This is a genomic window from Sulfitobacter rhodophyticola, from assembly GCF_041281685.2.
GTDB lineage: Bacteria > Pseudomonadota > Alphaproteobacteria > Rhodobacterales > Rhodobacteraceae > Sulfitobacter.
Genome location: NZ_CP166251.2, coordinates 869,382 through 896,108, shown reverse-complemented (window position 1 = coordinate 896,108; position 26,727 = coordinate 869,382). Strand labels below are relative to the sequence as shown.

The following is a 26,727-nucleotide window of genomic DNA, read 5'->3' as shown; positions in this document are numbered from 1 at the left end:
TCAAAAGCCAAGCTGGCTGGCCATCCGATCAATGGAAGCGCGCAGAAACGCGTCCATCTCGGCGGTGGGCTGACGCTTGATCGCGGCCTCGGCAAGGGGATCAGGGGCGCGGATGGCGCTGCCTGCAAGCGTGGCGATGGTGGCGTGGCCGCAAAACGGAACATAGGCTTCAGAATAGCCACCTTCGTGAACCAGCACCAGTTTGCCCGCGCACACCCGTTGTGCGGTCGCCTTGATATGAGCGGTGAGCGCACCGAAGGTCTCCACGGTGGCCAGCATCCGCGCGAGCGGGTCAAAGATGGCTGCATCAAAGCCGCAGGCGACGATGATCATATCCGGTTTGAACGCCTCGATTGCCGGGGTCACAACGCGGTCCATGGCGTGCAGATAGGCCGTGTGTCCTGATCCGGGATACATCGGCAGGTTGATGTTGAACCCTTCGCCCGCCCCCCGGCCGCGCATGTCCAACGCGCCGCTATCAAGCGGATAATTGTTCTCCTGATGCAGGGAGATCGCCAGAACGTCGTCGCGGTCATAGAAGATCGCTTCGGTCCCATTCCCATGGTGCACATCCCAGTCGAGCACGACAAACCGTTCTGCCAGACCCTTGGCCCGGGCCGATTCAATGGCAATGGCAATGTTGTTGAGCAGGCAAAAGCCGTTTGGATCATCCGGCAGGCAATGATGGCCGGGCGGACGGCTGAGCGCATAGGCGTTCTCCAACTCCCCCCGTGCCACCGCCTGAACGGCCCCGAGGGCCAGCCCGGCCGACAGGCAGGCAATCTCGTATCCGCCCCTGATAAACGGTGCGTGATGTCCGATCTCACCACCCTGATCGTCAGACATGGCTTTGAAAGCGTCAAGGTAATGTGCCGGGTGCACCCGTTCCAGATCATCGCGGGTCGCGGGGGGTGCTGTACGGCAGTCAAGTTCGCCCAAAAGGCCCGTGACATCCATCAGGTTTTTCAGACGGCGTTTGGTTTCCGGACTTTCAGGCAGACCACCTGCCGCAAGGGGCTGCACCAGCCCACCCAGCGGCAAGGTCAGGGCGTAATCTCCGCCTGCGTGCCAGAAACACTTTTCGTCCGAATAGAACCCGGTCGCCATCTGTCGCCTGCCTTCCTAGCTGACCATCCCGATAAGGTCATAGGTGCGTTTGAGGATCGGCGCGGTGATCTCGCGCGCTTGTGCTGCCCCCTTTGCAAGAATGCGGTCAATCTCGTCCGTGTCGGCCATCAGCCGCGCCATTTCGGACGAAATGGGGGCGAGCTTTTCCACCGCAAGCTCTGCCAGCGCCGGTTTGAAGGTGCCGAATTGCTGCCCGCCCACATCCCTGAGGACCTCTTCAAGGCTCTGATCATTCAATGCGGCATAAATGCTGACCAGATTGCGCGCCTCGGGGCGGTGATCGAGCCCTTCCAGTGCGCTGGGCAACGCGTCGGGGTCGGTCTTGGCCTTGCGGATTTTCCTTGAAATTGTATCCGCGTCATCGGTCATGTTGATGCGGGAGGCGTCGGAAGGATCCGACTTCGACATCTTCTTGGACCCGTCACGCAGGGACATCACCCGTGTTGCGGCACCTTCGATCACCGGTTCGGTGATGGGAAAGAATTCCTCTCCGTAGTCATGATTGAACTTTGCGGCAATGTCGCGGGTCAGTTCAAGATGCTGCTTCTGGTCCTCACCCACAGGCACGTGGGTCGCATGATAAATCAGAATATCCGCCGCCATCAGCGCCGGGTAGGCAAACAGCCCAAGCGAGGCCGCCTCGGCGTTCTTGCCCGCCTTGTCCTTCCACTGCGTCATCCGCCCCATCCAGCCCATGCGCGCGATGCAGTTGAAGATCCACGCAAGCTGTGCGTGCTCCGGCACTTGTGACTGGTTGATCAGAATGGATTTGTCGGGCGAGATGCCCGAGGCGATGAAGCCTGCGGCCAGTTCGCGGGTGTTGTGCCGCAATTCGGACGGATCAATCAGCTTGGCCGTGATCGCGTGCAGGTCCACCATGCAGTAGATCGTCTCAAAATCCTCTTCCTGCATCGACACAAAGCGTTTGATCGCGCCCAGATAATTGCCCAGCGTCAGACCGCCAGACGGCTGAATGCCGGAAAAGACGCGGGGGGTGAAGGTTGTCTGCGACATGAAAGACCTCTGGGGTGGATTTGGCAGTGTGCAGGGCTTACTGGTGGTCGCAGACCCCGTCAAGGAGCGCCCATGCAAGACCCAGACCTCCAACCCCCCGTGAACCCGATACCCCCTGCGGTGGTGCTGGTCTTTCTCGTTATTGCGGCGGTCGAAGCCGTCCTGACACTGGGGGAGGCGGGCCTGATCGGCGGGCCGGGTGCCGTTGGCTGGCGGCTGGCGCAGATCAGGGACTATGGGTTCTCCGATCAGGTTTTCAACCAGATGCTGGCGCAGGGTGTCTGGCCGTGGGAAGGCGTCGTGCGCTTTGTCAGCTATCCCTTCATTCACCAGTCTTTCACGTCCGGCATCTTTGCGGTGGTGCTGTTGCTGGCACTGGGCAAGATGGTGGCTGAGGTGATGGGACAGTTGGCGTTCCTTGTTCTGTTTTTCGCTTCTGCCATTTTCGGCGCGCTGGTCTATGGCCTGTTGCTGAATGAACAGATCTGGCTGACGGGGGCTTTCCCGGCGGTCTTCGGGCTGATTGGTGGCTATTCCTATGTAATGTGGCGGCATCTGGGGCATCAGGGCGCGCCGCAGGTACGGGCCTTTTCGCTGATCGGGGTGCTGATGGGCCTGCAATTGGTCTTTGGCATATTCATAACGGTCGGCATGCTCTGGGTTGCCGATCTGGCTGGGTTCGTCTGTGGTTTCGCGCTCAGCTTTGTGGTGGGACCGGGGGAATGGTCACGCCTGAAGAACCGGATCAGGCGGGATTAGGCGCCCCGGCGCACAGCCGCGCGGAACTCGGAAATCCTGAAGGCGCCGATCATCTGGCCGACGCCGAAATAGCTTGCCCCGCCGACGCCGATCAGCACCAGCAACGCAAGGCCCCGCCACCACGGCAACCCGATGAACGGCTGCAGCATGACGTTGGTCCCAATCAGCACCGCCCCCATCAATACGGACGCCGCAAGGATGCGCCAGATGCGCTTGTGAAACCGGGCGTCGAAACGTGCGGCGTCCCCATAGCGGCGTGCGCCGATGGCCAGACAGGCAAACATGGTCCAGCCCGCCAGCGTCGTGGCCAGCGCTGGCGCGATCCAGCCGACAAACGGGGCCAGACCCACGGCAAGTGCGGCATTCACCACCATGGCAACCAGCGCGAAATAGAACGGCCGCTTGGTATCTTCGCGTGCGAAATAGACCGGTTGCAGGATCTTTTGCAGCACAAAGGCCGGCAGGCCAAGGCCGTATATGGTGACCGCCGTGGCAATCGCCGCACTGTCGTCTACGTCTGACGCGCCGCGTTCGAACAGGACCGTCACAAGGGCAAGGGGCACAACCATCAGCGCCACGGCTGACGGAATGGTCAGCGCCAGCGACACTTCGGCGGCCCGGCTCAGCGTGTGATGCGCGCCCGTCGTATCGCCCACCCGCAGGCGGCGCGACAGATCCGGCAACAGAACCACACCCACCGCGATACCCACAACACCCAAGGGCAACTGGTACAAGCGGTCTGCCGCAAAAAGCCAGCTGACCGCGCTTTCATACTGGCTGGCGACCAGCTGGCCGACGACGAGGTTGATCTGCATCACCCCCGATGCAAGGGCGGCAGGCAAGGCGATGAACACCATCGCGCGCATGTCGCGGGTCCAGCGCGGGCGCGCAGGGCGCAGGGCAAAGCCCGCTCTGGCGGCAGCCCTCCACGTCAGCGCCAGTTGCGCTGCGCCCGCAAGGGGGATGGCCCAGACCAGCCAGTTGACCACGACCTTGCCCGTGAGCGCAGCATAGGTCATCGCGGCAATCACGAAAATGTTCAGCAACACGGGCGCCGCGGCCGCCACGGCGAAACGCCCCGTCGCATTCAGTATGCCGGAAAAGAGCGCGGCAAGGGACATGCACAGGATATACGGAAAGACGATGCGCCCGTAGCCCACCGTCAAGTCAAAGCGCGCGTCGCCAGAAAATCCTTCGGCTGTGATCCAGACCAGTGCAGGCATGAAAATCATGCCAAGCCCCGTCAGGATCAGAACCACCAGCGCCAACCCGTTGAAGGCATCGGTCGCAAAGCGCTGCGCGCCGTCCTCCCCCTCCAGCTTCTTGGCGAACATCGGCACGAAGGCGGCGTTGAACGCCCCTTCGGCAAAAAACCGGCGGAACATGTTGGGCAGCCGGAACGCCGCCACGAAGGCGTCCATCACCGGACCGGGACCAATCAGCGACAGCAGCAGCACTTCGCGCACAAAACCAAGGATGCGGCTGAGCAATGTCCACACACCGACGGTGAAAAAGCCTGTCATGAGGCGAATGGGTTTCATCGGTGGCCCTTGGTGCGCTGCATTGGATGTAGCCTTAGCTTGCGCGCGCAGGCCGCGCAATTGGCGGGTTCAGCCTTCTGCCCGCTCCACCCCTTCGGCAATGGCCGCACGCAGACGCTTTTCAAGGGTGCTTTGCTTGCTTTCGGAATAATACTTCAGCCCGAACATGTCCTTGACATAAAAGGTATCGACCACTTGTTCGCCGTAGGTCGCGATGACAGCATTCGCGATGTAGACGTTCGAATCCGCCAATGTCCGCGCCAGATCATAAAGCAGTCCGGGACGGTCCCGCGTGTCCACTTCAATGATGGTATAGATCTCGGATCCTTCGTTATCGAAGGTGATATGTGTCGGGACCTTGAAGGCTTTCTCGCGTTTCTTGACCTTGTCACGGCTTTTCAGCGCGTCGCGCGTGACGACTTCGCCACGCAGGGTCTTTTCGATCATCTGACGTAATCGTGGCAGGCGCGCGGCCTCATACGCGTTGCCTTCCGCATCCTGTATCCAGAAGGCATCGGTGACGTAACCGTCCTTTGTGGTATAGCTGCGCGCGTCGACCACGTTCGCACCCACCAGCGCCAATGCACCGGCCAGCCGCGAAAAAATGCCGGGATGGTCGGCCATCACGAAACAGGCGCGTGTGGCGTCGCGGTCCTCGTCCGGGTGCAGGTCCACGCGGATTTCTCCATCGGGGAAGTCGCGCAACAGGTTGGCAAAGGCCACATGGGCCGTGACGTGCAGGCCCTGCCAATAGGGGGCATAGTGGCGCGCGGTTTCTTCCTGCAACGCCTTGCGCGGCCAGTCCGACAGCGCCTCGCGCAGCGCTTTCTTGGCTTCGACGCCGCGATTTGCACGGTTCAGGTCCTCAAGGCCCGTTTCAAGCGCCCGCTCGGTCTGGCGGTACAGGGCGCGGATCAGCACGGCCTTCCAGTTGTTCCACGTGTCCGGACCCACGCCGCGGATGTCACAGACCGTCAGCACGCACAACAGATCAAGACGTTTGACCGTCTGTACCGCTTTCGCAAAATCACGCACCGTGCGCGGGTCGGCAATGTCTCGCTTTTGGGCCATATCGGACATCAGAAGGTGATAGCGCACCAGCCATTCCGCCGTATCGACCTCGTCCTGCTTGAGTCCCAGCCGAGGTGCGATCTTGCGCACCATCTTGGCCCCCAGGATCGAATGGTCCTCCGGTCTGCCCTTGCCAATGTCATGCAACAGCAACGCGGTATAAAGCACCTTCCGGTTCACCCCACGTGACAGAATGGAGGAAGCGACGGGCAGTTCCTCCTCCAGCTCTCCGCGTTCGATCCGCGCAAGGTTGGCGATGCACTGGATGGTATGCTCATCCACGGTAAAGCTGTGGTACATGTTGAACTGCATCATTGCCACGATGGGTTCGAATTCGGGGATGAAGGCGCTGAGCATGCCCAGCTCGTTCATCCGTCTGAGCGCGCGTTCAGGGTTGCCGTGCTTCAGCAAAAGATCGTGAAAAATGCGCGTGGCCTCGGGATCACTGCGCACGTCATCGTCGATCAAATGCAGATTGGCCTTGATCAGCCGCATCGCGTTTGGGTGGATCAACATGCCTGTGCGCAAGGCTTCTTCGAAAATGCGCAGAAGGTTGAGGTTGTCAGAAAGAAACCGCCCCTCATCCGCAATCGCCAGTCGGTTATGCACGACCTTGTAGCCGTCTTTCACCCGTGGTTTGCGCCGAAATATCCGCTCCAGCAAGGGTTCCGCCTTGAGGTGCACCGCTTCGAGGTTGGTCAGGAAGATCCGGGTCAGATCGCCTACGGCTGTGGCGTGCCGGAAGAATTCCTGCATGAACACCTCAACCGCGCGCCGCCCGCCCGTGTCCTCGTATTGCAGTGCGTCAGCCACCTGCACCTGCATGTCGAAGGTCAGCTGCTCGGTGGCGCGGCGGGTCAGAAGGTGCAGATGACCCCGAACGGCCCACAGGAAATCCTCGGCGGCGCGGAAGGTTTCATATTCCTCGGTGCGAAAAACGTCCTTCTCCACCAGATCCGAAACCCGCTCCACCCCGTAGATGTGTTTGGCGATCCAGAACAGCGAATGCAGATCACGCAGCCCGCCTTTGCCCTCTTTCACGTTGGGTTCCACCACATAGCGTTGCCCCTGCCGGATATGGCGGTTATCCCGCTCCTCCAGCTTCGCTTCGATGAAGGCGCGCCCCTGCCCCGCAAAAAGGTCGCGGCGCAGGGTCGTTTGCAGGGCTTCGGCAAGGTCAGTGTCGCCTGCGACATGGCGCTGTTCCAGCAAAGCGGTCTGAATGGTGAAGTCTTCGCTGCCCAGACGCACGCATTCGTTGATGGTGCGGGTCGCATGGCCCACCTTCAGCTTCAGGTCCCACAGCATGTAGAGCATGCTTTCAATGACGCTCTCGTTCCAGGCGGTCACCTTGTAGGGGATCACAAACAGCAGATCGACGTCCGAGAACGGCGCCATTTCCCCCCTGCCATAGCCGCCAACGGCCATCACTGACAGGCGTTCCCCTTCGGTGGGATTGGGATTGGGATGCAGGTGGGTGGCAGCCACGTAAAGCGCCATCTGCACCAGTTGATCAGTCAGGTAGGTGTAGGAGCGTGTCATCGGCCGCGCCTCGAACGGGCGGGCGGAGAAACGCTCGGCTATCAGGGTTCGGGCCGCAATCTGCGCCTCTTTCAGAACAGCAACCGCTGCTGCCCTCGGGGTCTTGTCCCCCGATGCGGTGCAGGCATCATCCAATGCGCTCTGAATGCTTGGGGCATCGAATATCTCCGCCGCATCAGCAATCAGGCGCGGCGATGCGGCCGCGCCTGTGGTCGTTTCTGTGATCGTGCTTTCGGTCAAGTCAGGACCCGGCGCCGCCGAACGCCGATGGCGCCGCTTCAAGGATGGCGACGCCCCCGTCACGCACAGTGGCGACCGCAAGGCCGCGCTGGTTGGTTCCGTCGCGACGCAGGCGGAAGATGCCGCTGGCCCCCCGGAAACCCGCGTTTTGTGTCAGCGCCCCGGCGGAAAGCGCATCGGATTTGCCCGTTTTTGCCAGCGCTCCGATGGCAGCGATGCCGTCAAAGGCGAGGCCGGCAAGCGGATGCGGGTTGCCGCCATAGGCCGCCGCATAGCGTGCGCGGAAAGCGTCGGACGCCCCCGGATCCGGCAGGGCGAACCAGCCACCCTGCACACCGGGAAGCTGCAGCGTCTGCGGCGGAATATCCCAGCGTGTCAGGCCGATGTACTGGGTTGCCGGCGCGGATACGCCTGCCTCCGGCAGAAGCTGTGCGAAAAGCGGAAGCGCACTGGCGGAGGATGTGGTGAGGAAAAGCGCGTTCGCGCCGGTCTGCTGCATCGTGGCCCTGACCTGCGGCACCGCGGCGGTGACGGCTTCCTGGCTCAGCGCATAGCTGACCGAACCTGTTATCGTGGCGCGGTTGTTGGCGGCGGCCTGCGCGATGGCGGCGCGTCCCAGCTGTCCTGCGACATCATCGGCATGCAGGATCACGATCCGGTCGCGGCCATTGCGGCGGGCATATCCCACCAGCCGATCTGCAGTGTTGTTGAATGTCGGCCCCATGACGAAAACGTTGCCGCCCGCGATGGAGGGGTTGTTGGAAAACGCCAGCACGTTCACGCCCTGTGATGCCACGGCAACGCCCGCGGCATTCGCCGCTTCGCCATAAACCGGGCCAAGAATGATCTTCGCCCCTTCGCCGACCGCCTGAGCCGCGGCGCTGGCTGCGGTGCCGGCATTGCCCGCGGTATCATAGACGCGCAGATCGATCTGAACGCCGTCCAGATCGCGGATCGCCAGACGCGCGGCGTTTTCAAGGTTGCGCGCCAGCAAAGCATCACCACCGGATCCACCGCTGGGTACCAGCAAGGCGACCGGGACAGGGGCAGACGTATCGATCCTTGGCGCATTGGCACTGCCGATGCCGCCAATCGCTATGGGTTCGCATGCTGCAAGCAACAGCGCGAAAAAGGGCAAAAGCAACAGGCGCAGCGACTTGCGACGGGCTTCGAAAAAGGCAATCATTTAAAGGTACTCCCCCAGTGGTGGCACGGCGCCCCCGCGCCGCCAGTTCGGCCGCGATCATAGAGAGTGCGAAAGGCGGGTCCAGCGTGAATTATCAAAAGACCACCCTGCCGGCGGGTTTCTACCTTGTGGGCGTTCCCATCGGCACGGCGCGTGACATCACGTTGCGGGCGCTGGATGTGCTGGCCTCTGCCGATGTGCTGGCGGCCGAAGACACCCGCAGCCTGCGCCGCCTGATGGACATCCACGGCGTGCCATTGGGGGATCGAAGGGTGATCGCCCTGCATGATCACAGCGCGGATCGGGTGCAGGATCAGTTGCTGACCGCCGTGCGCGACGGCAAATCCGTGGCCTATGCGTCCGAAGCGGGCATGCCGCTTATTGCGGACCCCGGATTTGAACTGGCCCGTGCGGCCCGTGTGGCGGGCCTGCCATTGACCTGCGCGCCCGGCCCCTCCGCCGTGCTGACAGCGCTGGCGCTGGGCGGCTTGCCGACTGACGCGTTTTTCTTCGCCGGCTTCCTGCCCAACGCCAAGGCCGCCCGGTGCCGGGCGCTTGAGGGGGTGGCCGAAGTCGAAGGAACAGTGGTGTTCTACGAATCCCCCAAACGGCTGGGTGCGATGCTGCGCGATGCGGCTGACGTTCTCGGTACGACGCGGCAGGCGGCAGTCTGTCGCGAGTTGACAAAACGTTTTGAGGAGGTGCAGCGCGGCACGTTGTCGGAACTGGCTGACCGCTATGCACAAAAGCCGCCAAAGGGGGAAATCGTCGTCCTGATCGATCGGGGACGTTCAGAAACTGTTAGGGAAATTGACATAACGTCAGCGTTGCACGAAGCGCTGGAAAAGATGTCGATGCGCGATGCGGTGGATGCGGTGTCGGTTACCCATGGGTTACCTCGTCGGAAGGTTTATCAGGCGGCACTTGCGTTGGAAAAGGACGATTGATGATGCAGAATGCCGTTGCTGACCACCGCCGCCAAAGGGGGCATGTCGCCTATCATTCTGGAATTGCTGCTGAAAAAAGAATTGCCCAGGATTATGCGCGACGGGGTTTTGCCCTGGCCCGCGAACGCTGGCGCGGCAAATCAGGGGAAATTGATCTGATCTTGCGCGATGGCGCGGGATTGATATTCGTCGAAGTAAAGAAGGCCCGCGATTTCGATCGCGCCGCCGAAAGCCTTTCCGCGCGACAGATGCGCAGGCTGTATGGTGCCGCCGAAGAATTCTTGGGGTCTGAACCGGCGGGCAGTCTGACCAATGTCCGGTTTGACGTCGCCCTGGTGAATGGCCGCGGTGAAACACGGATCATCGAAAACGCTTTCGGCCACGGCTGACCCATTGCACCTGTCCCTGCACTGCGCCATCTAGGAGCGGCGCACTGGCAGAATGCAAGGACAGACACATGAAGGTTGCCTTTCAGATGGACCCGATCGGGGCCGTGGACATCAATGCAGACAGCAGCTTTCGTCTGGCCGAGGAAGCGCAGGAGCGCGGGCACAGCCTTTTCTTCTTCGTGCCGGATGACCTGGCGTACCGCGAAGGCAAGATCACCGCGCGCGGGCATGATTTCACTGTCCAGCGGGTGCAGGGCGATCACGCGCACCTTGGCCCGGTTCGGGATGTTGATCTGGCCGACTTCGATGTGGTCTGGCTGCGCCAGGATCCGCCGTTTGACATGCACTACATCACGTCCACTCACCTGCTTGATCGGCTCAAGGAGACGACGCTGGTGGTCAACGACCCATTCTGGGTACGCAACTTCCCTGAAAAGCTGCTGGTGCTTGATTTTCCCGATCTCACCCCACCGACCACCATCGCGCGCAATCTGGAAACCATCAAGGCGTTCAAGGCGCAACATGGCGATGTGATCCTGAAGCCCCTGTATGGCAATGGCGGCGCAGGGGTTTTCCGCCTGGATGCGGGGGACCGCAATTTGACCTCCCTGCATGAGTTGTTCACCGGTTTCTCGCGGGAGCCGCTGATTGTTCAGAAGTTCCTGCCGGACGTGTCCAAGGGTGACAAACGCGTCATCCTTGTGGACGGTGATCCCGTGGGCGCGATCAACCGCGTCCCGGCCGAGGGGGAGACCCGTTCGAACATGCACGTGGGCGGTCGGCCGGAAAAGATCGGTCTGAACGACCGTGATCTGGAGATTTGCGCCCGGATCGGACCGCTCTTGCGGGAGAAAGGTCAGGTCTTTGTCGGGATCGATGTCATTGGCGATTACCTCACGGAGATCAATGTCACCTCGCCCACCGGTATTCAGGAGCTTGAGCGCTTTGACAGCGTCAACATCGCCGGGCGCATCTGGGACGCCATTGAGGCGCGGCGCGGGTGAGCCTGAGGGCGAGATTTCTCAACACCTATTTGCGCGCGGTTGAAAAGCCGCGACTGAAAAGGACTGCAGACCCCCGCGACCTGCGACCTGCGCTGGAACGGCAGGCCCGCCTGTTCTTTCACGCGCCACGCGGGACACAGATGCAGTGGCGTGTTCTGGAAGCCGGGCAGCGACGTGTTGATGCGCTCGAAATCGTCCCGCATCGCCTGCGGAGTGATGGGGTTGTGCTTTACATACACGGCGGCGCCTTCGTGTTCGGCAGTCCGCGCACCCATGCCGCGATGGCGGCGGCACTGGCTGCGCGTCTCGGAGCGCGGGTGATCCTGCCGCGATACAGGTTGGCCCCCGAAGCGCCTTTTCCCGCCGCGCCAATAGACGTCCGGGCCGCATGGGATGCCTTGGGCGCGCAGGGTATTGCCGCCGAAAAGATCATCGTCGGAGGAGACAGCGCGGGAGGTGCGCTGGCTCTTGGGCTTCTGTCGGCGCTTTGTGCGGATGATGCCGCGCGGCCTGCCGGAACCTTCGGGTTTTCCCCGCTGACTGATCTGACCTACAGCGGCGATAGCTTTCTGGCGAATGCTGAGCGTGAAGCCGTGTTGGCGGCTGACCGGGCGGAAGAGTTGCGGGAGATGTATCTAACAGATGCTGCCGCAGATCGCGCGGAAGTCAGCCCGCTTTTCGCGGATTTCGCTGGCGCGACACCCGTCTGGTTGACGGTTGGGGACACCGAAATACTGTGCGATGACAGCAGGCGGATGGCAAAGCGCCTGAGGGCGCAGGGGGTGGAGACGACACTGGAGGAGCGGCAAGACCTTCCGCATGTCTGGCCGATCTTTCACAATGTCCTTCCCGAAGGCCGCGAGAGCCTGGATCAGGTGGCAGGCTGGATCATGCAGCGACCGGGCTGGCAAGGCGAAAACTGACGGCTTCGGCGATGTGGCTTTTGGCAAGGCTTTCCGCACCACCAAGATCGGCGATGGTGCGCGCCACCCGAAGGATGCGGTGATATCCGCGCGCGGAAAGGTGAAACCGATCCGCCACCCGGTTCAGAAGGGCCTGCGCCTCTGCATCGAGGCGTGTGATGGTTTCAAGCAGATCGCCCGTGGCGTCGGCATTGACCATGACGCCCTCGTCCCCGGTGAACCGCGCGGTCTGGATCTCTCGCGCGGAGGCCACCCGCGCCGCGACGGTGGCGGAACTGTCACCACTTGCGGGCAGCCCCAAGTCGGTGAAGGCCACGGGCGGCACATCCACGCGGAGGTCAAAGCGGTCCATCAAGGGACCGGATATCCGACCGAGGTAATCCTCGCCACACTGGGGGACACGGGCGCAGGCGCGTTCGGGGTCTGACAGGTATCCGCATTTGCAGGGGTTCGCCGCGGCGACCAGCATGAATTTGCAGGGGTATTTCACGTGGGCATTGGCACGGGCGATCATCACTTCGCCGTTCTCGATCGGTTGGCGCAGGGTTTCGAGCACCGTTCGTGGAAATTCGGGGAATTCATCCATGAACAACACGCCATTGTGCGCAAGGCTGACTTCCCCCGGTTGGGCGCGCCGCCCCCCACCGATGATGGCCGCCATGGAGGCAGTGTGGTGAGGTTCGCGGAAGGGGCGCGCGCTGGTGATGCCGCCTTCGTCCAGCAGCCCGGCGAGGGAGTGGATCATCGACGTGTCCAGCGCCTCTGCCGCGCTGAGGGGGGGCAGGATGGACGGCAGCCGCGCGGCGAGCATGCTTTTGCCGGATCCGGGCGTGCCGACGAACATCAGGTGGTGCCGCCCAGCAGCGGCGATCTCCAGCGCGCGCTTGGCCCGTTCCTGTCCTTTGACTTCGCGCAGGTCGCGGCCCGTGGGGGGCGCGGCGACCTGACCGGGTTCGGCGGGGCTGAGGGGAGCCTGACCCGTGTAATGGCGCACCACATCGCCCAGAGAGGCTGCTGCGATGACCTGCGCCTGATCGACCCAGGCCGCTTCTGCCCCTGATCCTGCGGGACAAAGCAGGCCGCGCCCCTGTTCTGCAGCCGCCATTGCTGCGGGCAGGGCACCCACAACCGGCACCAGCGTGCCGTCCAGTGACAGTTCGCCAAGGGCCACGGTATTCTGCGTCACGTCATCGGGCAGGATATCAAGAGCGGCCAGCAGGGCCATCGCGATGGGCAGATCGAAATGGCTGCCTTCCTTGGGCAGGTCGGCGGGGCTGAGGTTCACGGTGATGCGCTTGGAGGGAAGCGCAATCGCCATGGACGTCAGCGCCGTGCGCACCCGGTCGCGGGCTTCGGACACGGCTTTGTCGGGCAGCCCGACGATGGAGAACGCAGGCAGTCCGGCTGTAACGGCGCATTGCACCTCGACCGTCCGCGCCTCGATCCCCTGAAAGGCAACTGTGTAGGCGCGTGCGACCAAGCGACCTTTCTCCTTGAACTTCGTTAAGGGTTAAGGCGGCTTGGTTTACGAATGGTTAACAGGCAACGGCAGATCGCGCGTCAGTCGCTTTCGGGCCAGGGTTCCATTGGCCCGCCCCTGTCATAGGGAACGGGATCATAGGTAACCTTCAGACCCTCGGCGCGCCATGCCTTGAAGGCCGGGTCGGAGATCGTCTGTTTGCAGTAAGCGCGCGCCATTTCCGACACGGGCAGGTCGTAGCCGACGATGCGCGCAGCGACGGGTGCATAAAAGACGTCCGCCAGCGTATACCGCCCGAACAGCCATGGACCGTCCGTATCTGAGACCGCGCGGGCGTGGTTCCAGAGCTCCTCCACTCTTTCAAGGTCAGCCTGCAGTGCATCGCTGACGGCAAAGCCCTTGTTCACTTGCCGCAACTGCATGGGGCAGTCCCTGCGCAGGGTCGAGAATCCTGCGGCCATGGCCGCGCAAAGCCACCGCGCGGTGGCGCGTTCAGCTGGGTCATCGGGCCACATGGCGGCATCGGGGTGCCGTTCGGCGAGGGTTTCCGCCATGGCCATCGTTTCGCCAACGACAATGCCTTCGGGGGTGCGCAGGACCGGGACAAGCGCGGCGGGGGCCAGTTCCGCCAGATCTGCGGTCATTGTTCCGGAATAAAGGCCGACAAGATGCGCCCGGTAGGGCAGGTGAAATTTTTCCAACATCAGCCAGCCCCGCAAGGACCAACTGGAGAAGGTGCGATCACCGATATAGAGGTCATAGGTCATGGCGCGACGCTAGACCGTGCCAGACCCGTCCACCAAACGCTATTCTGTGGCGCGTTCCATCACGGAGAGTGATTGATGCCGTGTACCTGCCAGTGCCCTTGGTGGTGGCTGATCCGGGTCACGGACAGATTGTCGATCTTGTGCGCCATCGCCTCGTAGGCGGTGACTTCAAGCGCGCGCTGGACCTGTGTCAGGATCGCGCCGAAATGGGCGACCGCGATGATATGCGCATCGGGGTGGGTTTCATTCATGCGGTCCACAACCGCATCAATGCGCGCGGCGGCTTCGTTCCAGCTTTCGCCACCGGGCGCGCGGATAGTGCCGGGGTTTTCCCAATAGGCGCGGCTGAGTTCGGGGTCGCGTTTTGAAACTTCGGAAAAATGCATGCCGTCCCAGACCCCGAAATGCAGCTCCCGCAGTCCTTCATGGTGAGGCAGGCGGCGTCGCGTCGGGGCCCCGAGCACGTCAGCGGTTGCCACGCAGCGCGACAGGTCAGATGAGATCAGCAGCGCCTCGCGTGGCAGATGTGCGTCCAGCCGGGCAAGCGTTTCGGTATCCGACAAATCAGCCGGAATGTCTCTCCAGCCGACAAAGGTTTTGGCGTGCGTTGGCCCGTGGCGCACCCAGTGCCATGTCGTCACGGTAGGTCCCCTTTCAGCACTTGCGGCAACCCGGCGATGACCTGAACCACCACGGCGGCCTCCTGCGCGAAGGCGATGTTCAGTCGTCCCTGCGCCTCCCGAAACCGCCGGGCGAGCGCATTTTGCGGGACAATCCCGTGGCCGACTTCGTTCGTGACCATGATCCATTGGGCGGCGCATTCGCGCAGGCCGACGATGAGTGCAGTTTGTGCCGCATCGAGGTCGCTGTCGGCCATCAAATGATTGTTCAGCCACATCGTTGCGCAATCAATCAACACGACCTGATCTGTAGGCAGGGTGCGCAGGATATTCTCAGGGTGCAGCGGTTCTTCGCATGTGGTCCAGCGGTCATCCCGGCGGCGCTGATGGATTGCGATGCGTTTTTCCGTCTCGGCATCGAATGCCTGACCGGTCGCAAGATAAGTCGTTGGCAGGGCAAATCTTTCAGCAAGATCCTCGGCCCATTCGGACTTGCCGGACGCCGCCCCACCCAGAACCAATACACCCTTTTTCAACTTTTTTCTCTCCAAATCTGAACCAATCGCAAAGTCCATGCGTATCTATAACAAAAGGTCGCCACAAGGCTGGCCATACGCGTTAGGGAGAACGATAACATGACGATACAAACGGCTCGTGAGTTTTCTCTGGCCCGTACCGCAATGAAAGCGGAGTTGCTGGATGCGGAAACAGAATTGCGGCTGGCTTACGCGTGGCGGGACGAACGGGATGAAGCGGCCCTTCATCGTCTGATCACTGCCTACATGCGCCTTGCAATCTCCATGGCTGGCAAGTTCAAGCGCTACGGCGCGCCCATGAACGATCTGATCCAGGAAGCCGGCCTGGGGTTGATGAAAGCGGCAGACAAGTTTGATCCTGACCGCGGCGTTCGTTTTTCGACCTATGCTGTGTGGTGGATCAAGGCGTCGATCCAGGACCACGTCATGCGGAACTGGTCAATGGTGCGTACGGGTTCCACGTCCTCGCAAAAGTCTTTGTTTTTCAACATGCGCCGCGTGCAGGCGCGGCTGGAGCGCGAAGCGGCTTCGGCAGGTGAAACACTGGACCGTCATCAGCTTCGCCAGATGATCTCCACGGAGATTGGTGTGCCTTTGCATGACGTCGAGATGATGGAAGGGCGGCTGTCTGGCTCTGATTATTCGCTGAACGCCACCCAGTCGGCTGAGGACGAAGGGCGCGAATGGATTGATGCGCTGGTCGATGAAAGCGCACAGGCCGCAGAACAGGTCGAGGAAAGCCACGACAATGAACAGTTGCGCATTTGGTTGGTGACCGCCATGGGCGAGTTGAACGACCGTGAGCAGTTCATCGTGAAAGAGCGCAAGCTGCGCGATCAGCCGCGCACGCTGGAAAGCCTGGGCGAGGAGTTGAGCCTGTCCAAGGAACGCGTGCGCCAGCTTGAGGCGGCTGCGTTCATCAAGATGCGCAAGTCCCTTCAGGGTCAGTCGCAAGAGGTCATGCATTTCCTGAACTGATGCTGCCCGCCCTTTGAGGGCTGGCAGATCGCCGATCCCCGGCCTATGGTCCCCCCGTTATTGAGGCGAGGGGCCTATCATGTTGGCGGACAAACACGTTCTGCTTATTATCGGGGGTGGCATTGCCGCCTACAAGTCGTTGGAATTGATACGGCTGCTGCGCACGGCGGGTGCGCGGGTTACGCCGGTTCTGACGCGCGCGGGGGCGGAGTTCGTGACACCATTGTCGGTTTCCGCGCTGGCCGGGTGCAAGGTTTACAGCGATCTTTTCGATCTGGGCGATGAAGCGGAGATGGGACACATCCAGTTGAGCCGCGTCGCGGACCTGGTCGTGGTTGCCCCGGCGACGGCAGATCTGATGGCGAAGATGGCGCAGGGACTGGCCGGAGATCTGGCGGCAACGCTGTTGTTGGCAACGGATACGCCTGTGTTGATGGCCCCCGCGATGAACGTGCGGATGTGGGAACACCCCGCGACACAGCGCAACCTTGCCACGCTGCAGGGCGATGGGATTGCCGTGGTCGGCCCAAATGCCGGTGACATGGCCTGCGGTGAATACGGCCCCGGACGCATGGCGGAACCTGCCGAAATCCTGACAGCGGTAGAGATGAGGCTGAGTGACGGGCCGCTTATCGGCAAGCGCGTGCTGATCACCTCTGGGCCGACGCACGAACCCATTGATCCTGTCCGCTACATCGCAAACCGTTCGTCCGGTGCGCAGGGTACGGCGATTGCGACCGCACTTGCCGCACTTGGCGCGGAGGTCATTTTTGTGACCGGGCCTGCGGATGTGCCGCCCCCGGCCGGGGTAAAGGTCATCAGCGTGCAGACCGCAGAACAGATGTTGCAGGCTGTACAGGCCGCACTTCCCTGCGACGCGGCGGTTTTTGCGGCGGCAGTTGCGGATTGGCGCGTGGCCTCTGCCAGTGCCAGCAAGTTGAAAAAGACCAAAGGTGGTTTGCCCGCGCTGACGTTTGCGGAAAACCCCGACATCCTGCGGCATGTCTCGCAGATGAAAAAGGGGCGGCCCGGCCTGGTGGTCGGATTTGCCGCAGAAACCGATGATGTGTTGGCGAACGCCACTGCCAAACGGGATCGCAAGGGCTGTGACTGGATCGTGGCCAATGACGTATCGCCCGAAACCGGGATCATGGGGGGGACGGAGAATGCCGTGACCCTGATCACCGAAACCGGGGCAGAGCCGTGGCCCCGCATGGGCAAGGACGCGGTAGCGGCCCAGTTGGCGCAGCGCATTGCAACGGCTTTGGGTCAGGGGGCATGACCCTGATCCGGCTGTCTTGGGCGCAGGGTGCGGATACAACAGTTGAACTGCCCGGCTATGAAACGCCCGGCGCGGCGGGCGCGGATTTGCGCGCCAATGTGCCGGACGGACCGGTGCGGATTGAGCCGGGCGCACGGGCGCTGATCTCCACCGGGTTGCACATGGAAATACCGTCGGGCTTTGAAGTGCAGGTGCGCCCGCGATCCGGTCTGGCGTTGAAACATGGGATCACATTGCCCAACAGCCCCGGCACCATCGACAGTGATTATCGCGGCGTGGTCGGGGTGATCCTGATGAACGCAGGCAACGAGGTCTTCGAGGTTACCCACGGCATGCGTATCGCCCAGATGGTGGTCGCGCCGGTGCAACAAGCTACGTTCGACATTTCTGACAACCTGTCCGCAACCACCCGCGGGCAGGGCGGATTTGGTTCGACCGGGGTAGGCTGATGATACTGGTTTTTGCAATGGCCGCCGCCATCTGGTTTGGCGGCGCTGCGATGGATGCACCACGTCAGGCGCGTCTGACGCTGCTGGGGCTTTTGTATGTGGCGGTGCTAGGCATACAGGTGGCCTTTCCGGCGGCGCATCCACTGGTGCAGGCGACGGGGGGAAGTGCCGCATTGTGGCTGATCCTTGGTGGCTTCGTGGTGCTGTTTCTGGGCTACCGGGCGCTGCTGCGGTCCCTGCGGGGGCGTGTCACCGGTCCTGCGGCGGCGCCGCTGATGGATGCCGAGAAACCCAAGACCCTGAGCGAGACGGAGCTTAACCGCTACGCGCGTCATATCGTTCTTCGCGAGATCGGCGGTGCAGGTCAGAAAGCGCTGAAAGAAGCGCGTGTGCTGGTGGTCGGTGCCGGTGGCCTTGGCGCGCCCGCGTTGCAGTATCTTTCGGCGGCTGGTGTCGGAACCATCGGGGTGATCGATGACGACACGGTGGAAAACGCCAATCTGCAACGGCAGGTGATCCACAAGGATGCGGCCATCGGGATGCCCAAGGTCTTCTCTGCGCAGGCGGAAATGGAGGCGCAGAACCCCTTCGTGACGATCCTGCCCTACAACCGTCGCCTGACCGAACATATTGTGGCGGACCTGATCGCCGATTTTGATATGGTGCTGGATGGCACCGACAATTTCGAAACCCGCTATCTGGTCAACGCCGCCTGTGTCGCCGCGAAGGTTCCGCTGATCTCCGGCGCGCTCAGCCAGTGGGAAGGGCAATTGAGCGTTTTCGATCCAGCGACAGACGGCCCCTGTTATCAATGCATCTTTCCCGAAGCCCCCGCACCCCATCTTGCACCAAGCTGCGCAGAGGCGGGCGTGCTGGGTCCCTTGCCGGGTGTGATCGGCGCGATGATGGCGGTGGAAGCGGTCAAGCTGATCACGGGGGCGGGCACGGCGGCACGGGGACAAATGCTGATCTACGACGCGCTTCATGGTGAAAACCGCCAGATCACCCTTGCCCCGCGCAAAGGCTGCCCGATTTGCGGCAGCAATTCCTGATTGTCACATACACCCGGCCCCCTATCTCATCCGTAAAGGAGATACCGATGACCAATCCCCTGCTGCAAGACTGGACGACCCCCTTTGGCATGGCGCCTTTTGACAAGGTGACGGATGAGGACTTTGCCCCCGCACTTGATACGGCGCTGGGCGCGCATCTGGCCGAGATCGATGCGATTGCCGACAATCCCGCGCCTGCCGATTTTGCAAATACCATCGAGGCGCTGGAGGCCGCGGGCAGTACGCTCGATAAGGTGCTGGGTGTGTTCTTTACCGTTGCCGGGGCCGACAGCAACCCCGCGCGGGAGGATTTGCAGCGGGCGTTTTCACCGAAGCTGGCCGCGCATTTCTCTGATATTTCCGGCAACAAGGCATTATTTGCGCGGGTCAATGCGGTTTGGGGAAGTCGGGATGATCTGGACCTGACAGATGAACAGGCGCGTGTGCTGATGCTGACCCATCGCGGATTCGTGCGCGCGGGGGCGGCACTGGAAGGGGATGCGGAAAAGCGCATGAAGGAGATCAAAGGGCGGCTTGCGGTCCTTGGCACCTCCTTCACGCAGAACTTGCTGGCGGATGAACGCGGCTGGTTCATGGAACTGGCGGAGGAAGACCTTGAAGGGCTGCCCGATTTCGTTGTTGCCGCCGCGCGTGCCGCTGGCGAAGAAAAGGGTGTCGGCGGTCCGGTGGTGACGCTGTCACGATCGCTGATCGTGCCGTTCCTGCAATTCTCTCCCCGTCGCGATCTGCGCGAGAAAGCATTCCGCGCGTGGGAAGCGCGGGGGGCCAATGGCGGGGAGACGGACAACCGCGCGATTGCCGCCGAAACGCTGGCCCTGCGCGAGGAACGCGCGAAGCTGCTGGGGTACGAGAATTTCGCGGCCTACAAGCTGGAAACGGAAATGGCCAAGACGCCGCAAGCCGTGCGTGCTTTGCTGATGGATGTCTGGAAGCCTGCCAAGGCGCAAGCCGAAGCGGATGCCGAGGTGCTGACGACCATGATGCACGCGGATGGCATCAACGAAGCGCTTGCACCCTGGGATTGGCGGTACTACGCGGAAAAGCGGCGCGCGGCCGAACATGATCTGGATGAGGCGGAACTGAAGCCATACTTCCAGCTTGACCGGATGGTTGAGGCGTCTTTTGCTTGCGCCAACCGCCTGTTCGGGCTTGAGTTTGAACCGTTGGATGTGCCGCTTTACCACGCTGACTGCCGGGCATGGAATGTGACCCGCAAGGGCGAACATGTGGCGGTTTTCATCGGTGATTATTTCGCGCGCGGATCCAAAAGGTCGGGGGCGTGGTGTTCCGCAATGCGGGCGCAGGCGAAGTTTCCCAAGGTACAATCGCCCGTGGTCATCAATGTGTGCAATTTTGCCAAATCCGACCCGGCGCTGTTGTCCTATGACGATGCGCGAACGCTGTTTCATGAATTCGGCCATGCGCTGCATCAGATGCTGTCGGACGTGACTTACGAAAGCGTCTCCGGCACCTCCGTGGCTCGGGACTTCGTGGAACTGCCAAGCCAGCTTTATGAACACTGGCTTGAAGTGCCGGAAGTGCTGGCCGAATTCGCGATCCATGCGGAAACCGGGCAGGCGATGCCGAAGGAGATGCTGGACAAGGTGCTGGGTGCGGCGACTTTCGACATGGGGTTTCAGACGGTGGAGTACGTCGCCTCTGCGCTGGTTGATCTGTCGTTCCATGACGGTACCGCCCCCGCCGATCCCATGGCGCGGCAGGCAGAGGTGCTGGCACAGATCGGCATGCCGGACGCGATCCGCATGCGCCACGCCACGCCGCAGTTTGCCCATGTGTTTGCGGGGGACGGATACTCCAGCGGGTACTACAGCTATATGTGGTCGGAGGTGATGGATGCGGACGCCTTCGAGGCGTTCGAGGAAGCGGGCGGGGCCTTTGATCCAGAACGCGCGCAGGCGTTGGAGCAGCACATTCTTTCCACCGGTGGGTCGCAGGACGCGGCAGAGCTCTATGTCGCGTTCCGGGGGCGTTTGCCGGGGGTTGAGGCGCTGTTGAAAGGGCGGGGATTGGCGGCGTAAAGACCGGGTTTCAAGCGGAAATGCGCGGTTTGTCCCCGCGGGGACAGGCGTTAACCTTCTGTTACTGTCATGGATACAACGGGCTATGCGGGGTTCTTAAGGTTAATTTTGTCCGAGGCACGGCAAATGTCCCGTAGGGTGCGCATTCATTGCGCACCATCCCCATTGGCAATCCGCGCGCTGGTGCGCAGTAAATGCGCACCCTACGTCAGTACCCAAGATCCCGGTCCACGAGGTTGATAAAAGGCTCCCCGGCCTCGCCCCGGCGCACGTTCTCCGCAATGACCTGCGAAGCGGTGACGGCCCGGGTTTCGGCGGCGATATGGGGTGTGACAGTCACCTTCGGATGCGCCCAGTAGGGATCGTCGGCTGGCAGCGGTTCGACCCTGAAGACGTCGAGGGTCGCATGCGCGATATGCCCTTTGTCGAGCGCGTCCAGCAAGGCTGCGTCATCGATCAGCGGGCCGCGCCCGGGATTGATGATGCGCGCACCTTCGGGCATCAGCGCCAGCGTATCAGCGTTCATAATATTGGTGGTGGCCGGTGTATCCGGCAGCAGCAGAACGGCAATTTCCGCCCGACGGAGCGCTTCTTTCAGTCCGTCGGGGCCGTGCAGGCAATCGACGCCAGCCACGTTCTTTGGGCTGCGGGACCAACCCGTGACGTTGAAGCCAAGCTGCACCAAGGCTTCGGATGCCGCACTGCCCAGTGCGCCCAGACCCAGCATCACGACAGACCGTTCCTGCGCGAGCGGCGGTGTGCGGTAGACCCACTTACCGTCACGACGCAGGATGTCGCTGTCCATCCCCAGATGATAGCGCAGCACATGGCCCGTCACCCACTCCACCATGCCTTTGGTCAATCCGGGGTCGACCATCCGCGCCAGTGGAATCTTCAGGGTGCTGTTCCCGACAATCGCTTCGACGCCGGCCCACAGGTTCAGCACCGCCTTGGCGCGCGTGTAGGGTGCAAAGTCCTTCAGATCGCTGTTTGGGGCGTAGACAATGTAATCAACCTCTGCCGTGGGGATTTCCATGGCCAGATGCGCGTCCACTCCGGCGTCGGCAAGCGCCGTGCGCAAAGGCACCTCATAGGTCGTCCAGCGTTCGGGTCTGGCGGCGAAAAGGACGTTTACGGGCATGGGTTACCTCGGTCTGTGGACATGGGCCGATTGCACAAGGCCGAAGGCCAGCATCAGCACCAGCATGGCCGAACCGCCATAGCTGACCAGCGGCAGTGGCACGCCAACCACGGGGGCCAGCCCCATCACCATTGACATGTTCACCGCGAAGAACAGAAAGAAATTCAGCGCGATGCCCAGCGTCAGCAGGGACGAGAACCGGTCCTTGTTCATCAGTGCGGTGACCACGCAGAACAGAATGATCAGCGCATAGAGCCCCAAGAGGGAAATCGCGCCCATGAATCCGAATTCCTCCGCAAGCGTGGTAAAGATGAAATCGGTATGTTTCTCGGGCAGGAAGTTCAATCGGCTTTGGGTGCCCTGCATGAACCCCCGACCGGTCCAGCCGCCTGATCCAAGGGCGATCTTGGACTGCGTGATGTGGTATCCCGCGCCCAGCGGGTCAGCGGCCGGGTCAAGGAAGGTGTCGACACGCCGGTACTGATAGTCGTTCAGCAGTTGCCAGCCAGTCCCGCGCGACTGGAAAACGGTCGTGATCAGAGCCACCCCCGAGGCGATGACAGCCGCAAAATAGGCCCAGTGCACACCGGCCAGAAACATCAGGCCACCCCCTGCGGTGAGCAGCAAAAGCGATGTGCCAAGATCCGGTTGGCGCAGGACAAGGGCGGTCGGAACCAAAATGATCAGCACAGGCAGCAGCACCCAGAACGGCTTTGATACCTTCTTGGCGGGCAGCCAGTCATAGTAGGCCGCCAGAAACATCACCAGCGTGATCTTCATCAGTTCCGAGGGCTGTAAATCCATGAATCCAAGGTCGAGCCAACGCTGGGAGCCTTTTCGCTCGTCCCCGATCACAGCCACCGCCACAAGCAGTAACAGCGAAATCACAAAGGCAAGACCCGACAGGTTGCGCCACAACCAGATGGGCACCATCGCGACCACGAACATCAAGGCAAGACCCAGGGCAAAGCGCTTCATCTGTGGTTCCGCCCAGGGGGTGAAAGACCCGCCCGCAACGGAATAGAGCATCAGGAAACCGATGCCGCAGACCGACCCCAAAAGCAGCACCAAGGGCCAGTTGAGGTAGAACACCTTGCGCAGCCCCGACGGGGTGGATTTGACCGTACCCTCAAGATAGCTCATGCCTGATCATCTCCGACGATGGCCACCTGCGGCTGCATTTCACGCAACTTGCGTTGCTGCGTCTCGATCCGGCCACGATCCGCGGTCGGGTACGCCTGTAGCGGCGGCTCCGCGCCATAAAGGGCTTGGAGCATCACGTCACGGGCGATGGGTGCGGCGGCGGTTGATCCACCCCCGCCATGCTCCACCAGCACGGAAATTGCATATCGCGGTTCCTCGAACGGGGCGAAACCCACAAAAAGCGCGTGGTCGCGCCGCTCCCACGGGAGATCCGCATTGCGGGTCACGCCGCGTGCGCGTTCGGCGGCCGTGATGTTGCGCACCTGGCTGGTGCCGGTCTTGCCCGCCATGCGCATGCCATCGGCGATGATCCTTGCGCGGTATGCGGTGCCCCTGCGGTCATTGACGACTTCGTACATCCCGTTGCGCATCATGCGCAGGTTGTTTTCATTCATCCCCAGCCCGGCGATTTCCTGCATTTCCTGCTCCACCCCGTCGATGGTTTTGATCAGCCGGGGCGACAGCGCCTTGCCGGTCGCCAGGCGCGCGGTCATTACCGCAAGCTGCATGGGGGAAGCGAGCATGAAACCCTGCCCGATTGAGGCGTTAACGCTGTCGCCGATCACCCATTCATCGCCGCGCGCGCGTTTTTTCCAATCCTTCGTCGGCGTCAGCCCGGCGGCGACCGATGACAGCGAAAGGTCATGTTTCACACCAAGACCAAAGCGGTTGGCCATTGCGGTGATCTTTTCAATCCCGACTTTCAGCGCCAGATCGTAATAATAGACGTCACAGGACTGCTTGATCGAATTCTTGAGGTCCATCCACCCATGGCCTACCCGTTTCCAGCAGTGAAAGCGCCTTCCGCCGACTTCCAGATGGCCGGGACACCAGGTGATTTCTTCCGGTCCCGTCAGTCCTTCTTCAAGCGCGGCCATGGCCACGATCATCTTGAAGGTGGAGCCGGGCGGATAGGTGCCCTGCACGGTCTTGTTGACCAGCGGGCGATATTTGGAATTCAGCAGTGGATTGTAATCCTTGGAGGAAATACCGCCGATGAAAAGGTTCGGATCATAGCTGGGTGCGGAGGCATTGGCGACCAGATCGCCGGTCTCGCAATCCATCACGATCACGGCGGCGCTTTCACCTGTGAGGCGCGCCTGCACGTAGCGCTGCAGTTCCGCGTCGAGGGTCAACTGCACGTCCGCACCCGATTGCCCTTCGCGGCGTGACAGTTCGCGCATGACGCGGCCAGTGGCGTTTACTTCCACCTGCTTGGTGCCTGCCGACCCGCGCAGAACGGCTTCCTGACGGGCTTCCACGTTGATTTTGCCGACCTGGAACCGTGGGATCCGCAGGAGTTGATCCGGTGTCTCCAGCGCATCCAGATCTGCCTGGCTGACCCGCCCCACGCGACCCACGACATGCGCGAAATCCGAGCCCCGAGGATAGATTCGGGTCAGGCCCACCTCCGGGGTGACACCGGGCAGGGCGGGTGCATTAACGCTGACCCGGCTGACATCTTCCCAACTGACGTCATCGACGATGGTGACGGGCAGGAACGGGGCGGCATCCTTGACCTCCGCCACGGCACGCGCATGGATTTCGGGAGGGATGGTGATGATTTGGGCCAGACGATCCATGACCTTGTCCACGTCGCCCGCGTCTTCGCGGACCATGACGATCCGGTAGGACGGCACGTTTTGCGCAAGCCGTATGCCATTGCGGTCAAAGATCTCCCCGCGGGCGGGCGGGATCAGGCGAATGTTGATGCGGTTTTCTTCGGCAAGCAAGCGGAACTGATCGGCCTGATCCACCTGCAGATACCGCATACGCGCGGCCAGCCCGCCGACAAACAGCAACTGCACGCCGCCCAACAGCGCCGCACGGCGCGTCAGTTTGGCGTGGCTTGCTTCGTTTTCAGCGCGGTTGCGTCTCATGGCAGTGCGTGTCTCCTCAGGCCCGCTGGCCCAGTGCGTCCAGATCGCCGGGTGTCATCTTGCGCACCCCCATCAGCCAGTGGCTGATCGCGACGACCAATGGATAGACTAGCAGGGTCATGCCTGCTTCGGAAAGGCTCAGCCCCCAACCCGGCAGATCAATCAAGGCGATGGCCAGCAGGATGCGGTTGGCCAGCATGATCGCGATGATCACGACAGATACGCTGAGCCATTCGGCCAAGAAATTGGAATCCCGCAGGGTACGTCCCTGGCCTTTGAGGTTCTCACACCCGATCAGCGCCAGCAATGCCCACAGGCCCGGAGGGCGTTGCAAGAGCAGGTCAGCGAGCAGGAACAGCGCACAGAGCACCAGCATCGGGACATAATCGGGGCGGCGCAGGCACCAGGCACAGGCAAAAGCCAGCAGCAGGTCCGGTCCCGCAAACCAGCGCGGGGTCGTTTCCAGCGGGAGCAACTGGAAGAACAGGATCACCATGGCCAGCAGCACAAATCCTGCGCGCATGATCCACAACCGTGTAGGTGAAAGATCAGTCATTGGCAGTCGGTGTGTCAGGAGGGAAATCGTCTTCGGGCAAGGCCAGCGGACCGGATGGGGCGATGACCTGCGCGGTGTCCGTGACGTTTTCGGTGCCATAGTGGCGCAGCACACGCAGAAATTTCAGCCGTTCGTAATCCGCGGCAAGCCGGACGCGCAGGCGCCCGCCGGGATCGGCAGCGACTTGCCCGATCAGCAATCCGGCGGGAAACACGCCGCCGTCGCCCGAACTGATCACCCTGTCGCCCGGGCGCACAAGGTCGGGGCTTTCGATGAAATCGATGGGCGGCGCGGCGGAGTTGTCGCCCGCCACGATCGCGCGCTGGCCCGAAGGCTGGATCGTGGCCGGTATACGGCTTGACGCATCAGTCAACAGGATCACCCGTGCGGTATTCTGGCCAAGGCCGGAAATGCGCCCGACCAGTCCGATCCCGTCCATCGTGGCCCACCCATCCACCAGCCCATCACGCGCGCCCACGTTCAGCAGAACCGATTGCCGGAAAGGCGAGCCGCTGTCGGCCAAAACGACCCCGGTGATGAAAGTCAGGCGCGGATCAAGACGCACCTTGTTCAAGTCCAGCAGCCGCGCGTTTTCCTGTTCCAGTTGCAAGGCGGCTTCTTTCCATGCCTGCAACTGACGCAGTTCGCTGCGCAGTTCCTGGTTCTGTTCGGACAACCGCTGGTAGCTTTGGAAATCCCGCAGCAGGTTGATCGTGCCTGTGACGGGGGCCATGGCCCAGTCGAAATTGGGAACGATCTGGTCGGTGATCTGGGCGCGGAACCGTTCCACGCGCGGACTGTCGATGCGCCAGACAAGGAATATCGCCCCCAGCAGGATCACCAGCACGGCAAGCAACAACCGGCGCAGGGGGCCGGTGTAGTCGCTGGATTGAAGTGATCGGTCTCTGGCCATTGAAGAAACGCTCCTGCCCGACGGGCCAAAGCGGCCATGGCCGGGATTACGCCCTGTCTAGCAGGC

General features: G+C 61.9%; 24 protein-coding genes. 10 read left to right on the top strand and 14 right to left on the bottom strand.

Annotated features, from left to right (window positions below; genetic code table 11):
• Both AB4X18_RS05375 and trpS read right to left on the bottom strand, forming a co-directional pair.
• Positions 1-1,107 (bottom strand): class II histone deacetylase, encoded by a 1,107-nt coding sequence (locus AB4X18_RS05375; protein ID WP_432817158.1) that lies wholly within the window; start codon positions 1,105-1,107, stop codon positions 1-3.
• Between the two features lie 15 nt (positions 1,108-1,122).
• The gene (gene trpS / locus AB4X18_RS05370) at positions 1,123-2,142 is read right to left on the bottom strand and encodes a tryptophan--tRNA ligase (protein WP_432817157.1); all 1,020 of its coding nucleotides are present in this window, start codon (positions 2,140-2,142) and stop codon (positions 1,123-1,125) included.
• A gap of 72 nt (positions 2,143-2,214) precedes the next feature.
• On the opposite strand from trpS, the gene AB4X18_RS05365 reads away from it, so the two are divergent.
• A complete protein-coding gene (locus AB4X18_RS05365; RefSeq protein ID WP_432817156.1) occupies positions 2,215-2,901 on the top strand; it encodes a rhomboid family intramembrane serine protease in 687 nt (228 codons plus the stop codon).
• On the opposite strand, the gene murJ is transcribed toward AB4X18_RS05365, so the two are convergent.
• From murJ to AB4X18_RS05350, 3 genes are all read right to left on the bottom strand, one after another.
• Positions 2,898-4,442 carry a murein biosynthesis integral membrane protein MurJ gene (murJ, locus tag AB4X18_RS05360; RefSeq protein ID WP_370399127.1) on the bottom strand — a complete coding sequence of 515 codons (1,545 nt, stop codon included), beginning with the start codon at positions 4,440-4,442 and terminating at the stop codon, positions 2,898-2,900. The two genes, AB4X18_RS05365 and murJ, sit on opposite strands and share 4 nt — an antisense overlap.
• 69 nt (positions 4,443-4,511) lie before the next feature.
• Complete coding sequence (locus tag AB4X18_RS05355) at positions 4,512-7,295, bottom strand: [protein-PII] uridylyltransferase (protein ID WP_432817155.1); 2,784 nt, start codon at positions 7,293-7,295, stop codon at positions 4,512-4,514.
• A gap of 1 nt (position 7,296) precedes the next feature.
• Positions 7,297-8,481: a penicillin-binding protein activator gene (locus AB4X18_RS05350; RefSeq protein WP_432817154.1), complete on the bottom strand. Its 1,185-nt coding sequence runs from the start codon at positions 8,479-8,481 to the stop codon at positions 7,297-7,299.
• 86 nt (positions 8,482-8,567) lie between these two features.
• Between AB4X18_RS05350 and rsmI the strand changes: the two genes are divergently transcribed.
• The 4 genes from rsmI (at position 8,568) to AB4X18_RS05330 (ending at position 11,744) form a co-directional block, all read left to right on the top strand.
• Entirely contained in the window at positions 8,568-9,428 is an 861-nt protein-coding gene (rsmI, locus tag AB4X18_RS05345; protein ID WP_432817409.1) for a 16S rRNA (cytidine(1402)-2'-O)-methyltransferase, read from the top strand.
• The gene (locus tag AB4X18_RS05340) at positions 9,428-9,817 is read left to right on the top strand and encodes a YraN family protein (RefSeq protein ID WP_370399126.1); all 390 of its coding nucleotides are present in this window, start codon (positions 9,428-9,430) and stop codon (positions 9,815-9,817) included. The genes rsmI and AB4X18_RS05340 overlap by 1 nt, the downstream gene beginning before the upstream one ends.
• A 68-nt stretch (positions 9,818-9,885) precedes the next feature.
• On the top strand, positions 9,886-10,821 hold the full coding sequence (gene gshB, locus AB4X18_RS05335) for a glutathione synthase (RefSeq protein ID WP_370399125.1): 936 nt from the start codon (positions 9,886-9,888) through the stop codon (positions 10,819-10,821).
• A complete protein-coding gene (locus AB4X18_RS05330; RefSeq protein ID WP_370399124.1) occupies positions 10,818-11,744 on the top strand; it encodes an alpha/beta hydrolase in 927 nt (308 codons plus the stop codon). Before gshB ends, AB4X18_RS05330 begins: the two co-directional genes overlap by 4 nt.
• Here the strand turns inward: AB4X18_RS05330 and AB4X18_RS05325 are convergent.
• From AB4X18_RS05325 to cobU, 4 genes are all read right to left on the bottom strand, one after another.
• Entirely contained in the window at positions 11,710-13,224 is a 1,515-nt protein-coding gene (locus tag AB4X18_RS05325; RefSeq protein WP_432817153.1) for a YifB family Mg chelatase-like AAA ATPase, read from the bottom strand. The genes AB4X18_RS05330 and AB4X18_RS05325 overlap by 35 nt on opposite strands.
• Before the next feature lie 80 nt (positions 13,225-13,304).
• Positions 13,305-13,991: a glutathione S-transferase gene (locus AB4X18_RS05320; RefSeq protein ID WP_370399123.1), complete on the bottom strand. Its 687-nt coding sequence runs from the start codon at positions 13,989-13,991 to the stop codon at positions 13,305-13,307.
• 59 nt (positions 13,992-14,050) lie between these two features.
• Positions 14,051-14,632 (bottom strand): histidine phosphatase family protein, encoded by a 582-nt coding sequence (locus tag AB4X18_RS05315; protein ID WP_370399122.1) that lies wholly within the window; start codon positions 14,630-14,632, stop codon positions 14,051-14,053.
• On the bottom strand, positions 14,629-15,147 hold the full coding sequence (gene cobU / locus AB4X18_RS05310; protein ID WP_370399121.1) for a bifunctional adenosylcobinamide kinase/adenosylcobinamide-phosphate guanylyltransferase: 519 nt from the start codon (positions 15,145-15,147) through the stop codon (positions 14,629-14,631). Before cobU ends, AB4X18_RS05315 begins: the two co-directional genes overlap by 4 nt.
• A 99-nt stretch (positions 15,148-15,246) precedes the next feature.
• Between cobU and AB4X18_RS05305 the strand changes: the two genes are divergently transcribed.
• From AB4X18_RS05305 to AB4X18_RS05285, 5 genes are all read left to right on the top strand, one after another.
• Positions 15,247-16,125 (top strand): RNA polymerase factor sigma-32, encoded by an 879-nt coding sequence (locus AB4X18_RS05305; RefSeq protein ID WP_432817152.1) that lies wholly within the window; start codon positions 15,247-15,249, stop codon positions 16,123-16,125.
• A 79-nt stretch (positions 16,126-16,204) separates the two neighbouring features.
• Complete coding sequence (gene coaBC, locus AB4X18_RS05300) at positions 16,205-17,407, top strand: bifunctional phosphopantothenoylcysteine decarboxylase/phosphopantothenate--cysteine ligase CoaBC (RefSeq protein ID WP_370399120.1); 1,203 nt, start codon at positions 16,205-16,207, stop codon at positions 17,405-17,407.
• Positions 17,404-17,856 carry a dUTP diphosphatase gene (gene dut, locus AB4X18_RS05295; protein WP_370399119.1) on the top strand — a complete coding sequence of 151 codons (453 nt, stop codon included), beginning with the start codon at positions 17,404-17,406 and terminating at the stop codon, positions 17,854-17,856. The genes coaBC and dut overlap by 4 nt, the downstream gene beginning before the upstream one ends.
• A complete protein-coding gene (locus AB4X18_RS05290; RefSeq protein WP_370399118.1) occupies positions 17,856-18,908 on the top strand; it encodes a HesA/MoeB/ThiF family protein in 1,053 nt (350 codons plus the stop codon). Before dut ends, AB4X18_RS05290 begins: the two co-directional genes overlap by 1 nt.
• A gap of 47 nt (positions 18,909-18,955) precedes the next feature.
• Positions 18,956-20,968: a M3 family metallopeptidase gene (locus tag AB4X18_RS05285; RefSeq protein ID WP_370399117.1), complete on the top strand. Its 2,013-nt coding sequence runs from the start codon at positions 18,956-18,958 to the stop codon at positions 20,966-20,968.
• Positions 20,969-21,176: 208 nt separating this feature from the next.
• Here AB4X18_RS05285 and AB4X18_RS05280 read toward each other — a convergent pair whose 3' ends face one another.
• From AB4X18_RS05280 to mreC, 5 genes are read right to left on the bottom strand one after another with little or no spacing between them, the layout of a single operon-like run.
• A complete protein-coding gene (locus AB4X18_RS05280) occupies positions 21,177-22,109 on the bottom strand; it encodes a 2-hydroxyacid dehydrogenase (protein WP_432817151.1) in 933 nt (310 codons plus the stop codon).
• 3 nt (positions 22,110-22,112) lie between these two features.
• Entirely contained in the window at positions 22,113-23,252 is a 1,140-nt protein-coding gene (rodA, locus tag AB4X18_RS05275) for a rod shape-determining protein RodA (RefSeq protein WP_370399116.1), read from the bottom strand.
• Positions 23,249-25,192: a penicillin-binding protein 2 gene (gene mrdA / locus AB4X18_RS05270; protein ID WP_370399115.1), complete on the bottom strand. Its 1,944-nt coding sequence runs from the start codon at positions 25,190-25,192 to the stop codon at positions 23,249-23,251. Before mrdA ends, rodA begins: the two co-directional genes overlap by 4 nt.
• A 16-nt stretch (positions 25,193-25,208) precedes the next feature.
• Entirely contained in the window at positions 25,209-25,748 is a 540-nt protein-coding gene (locus AB4X18_RS05265) for a rod shape-determining protein MreD (protein WP_370399114.1), read from the bottom strand.
• Positions 25,741-26,661, bottom strand: coding sequence for a rod shape-determining protein MreC (mreC, locus tag AB4X18_RS05260; RefSeq protein WP_370399113.1), 921 nt, complete (start codon positions 26,659-26,661; stop codon positions 25,741-25,743). Before mreC ends, AB4X18_RS05265 begins: the two co-directional genes overlap by 8 nt.
• Positions 26,662-26,727 lie beyond the last annotated feature (66 nt).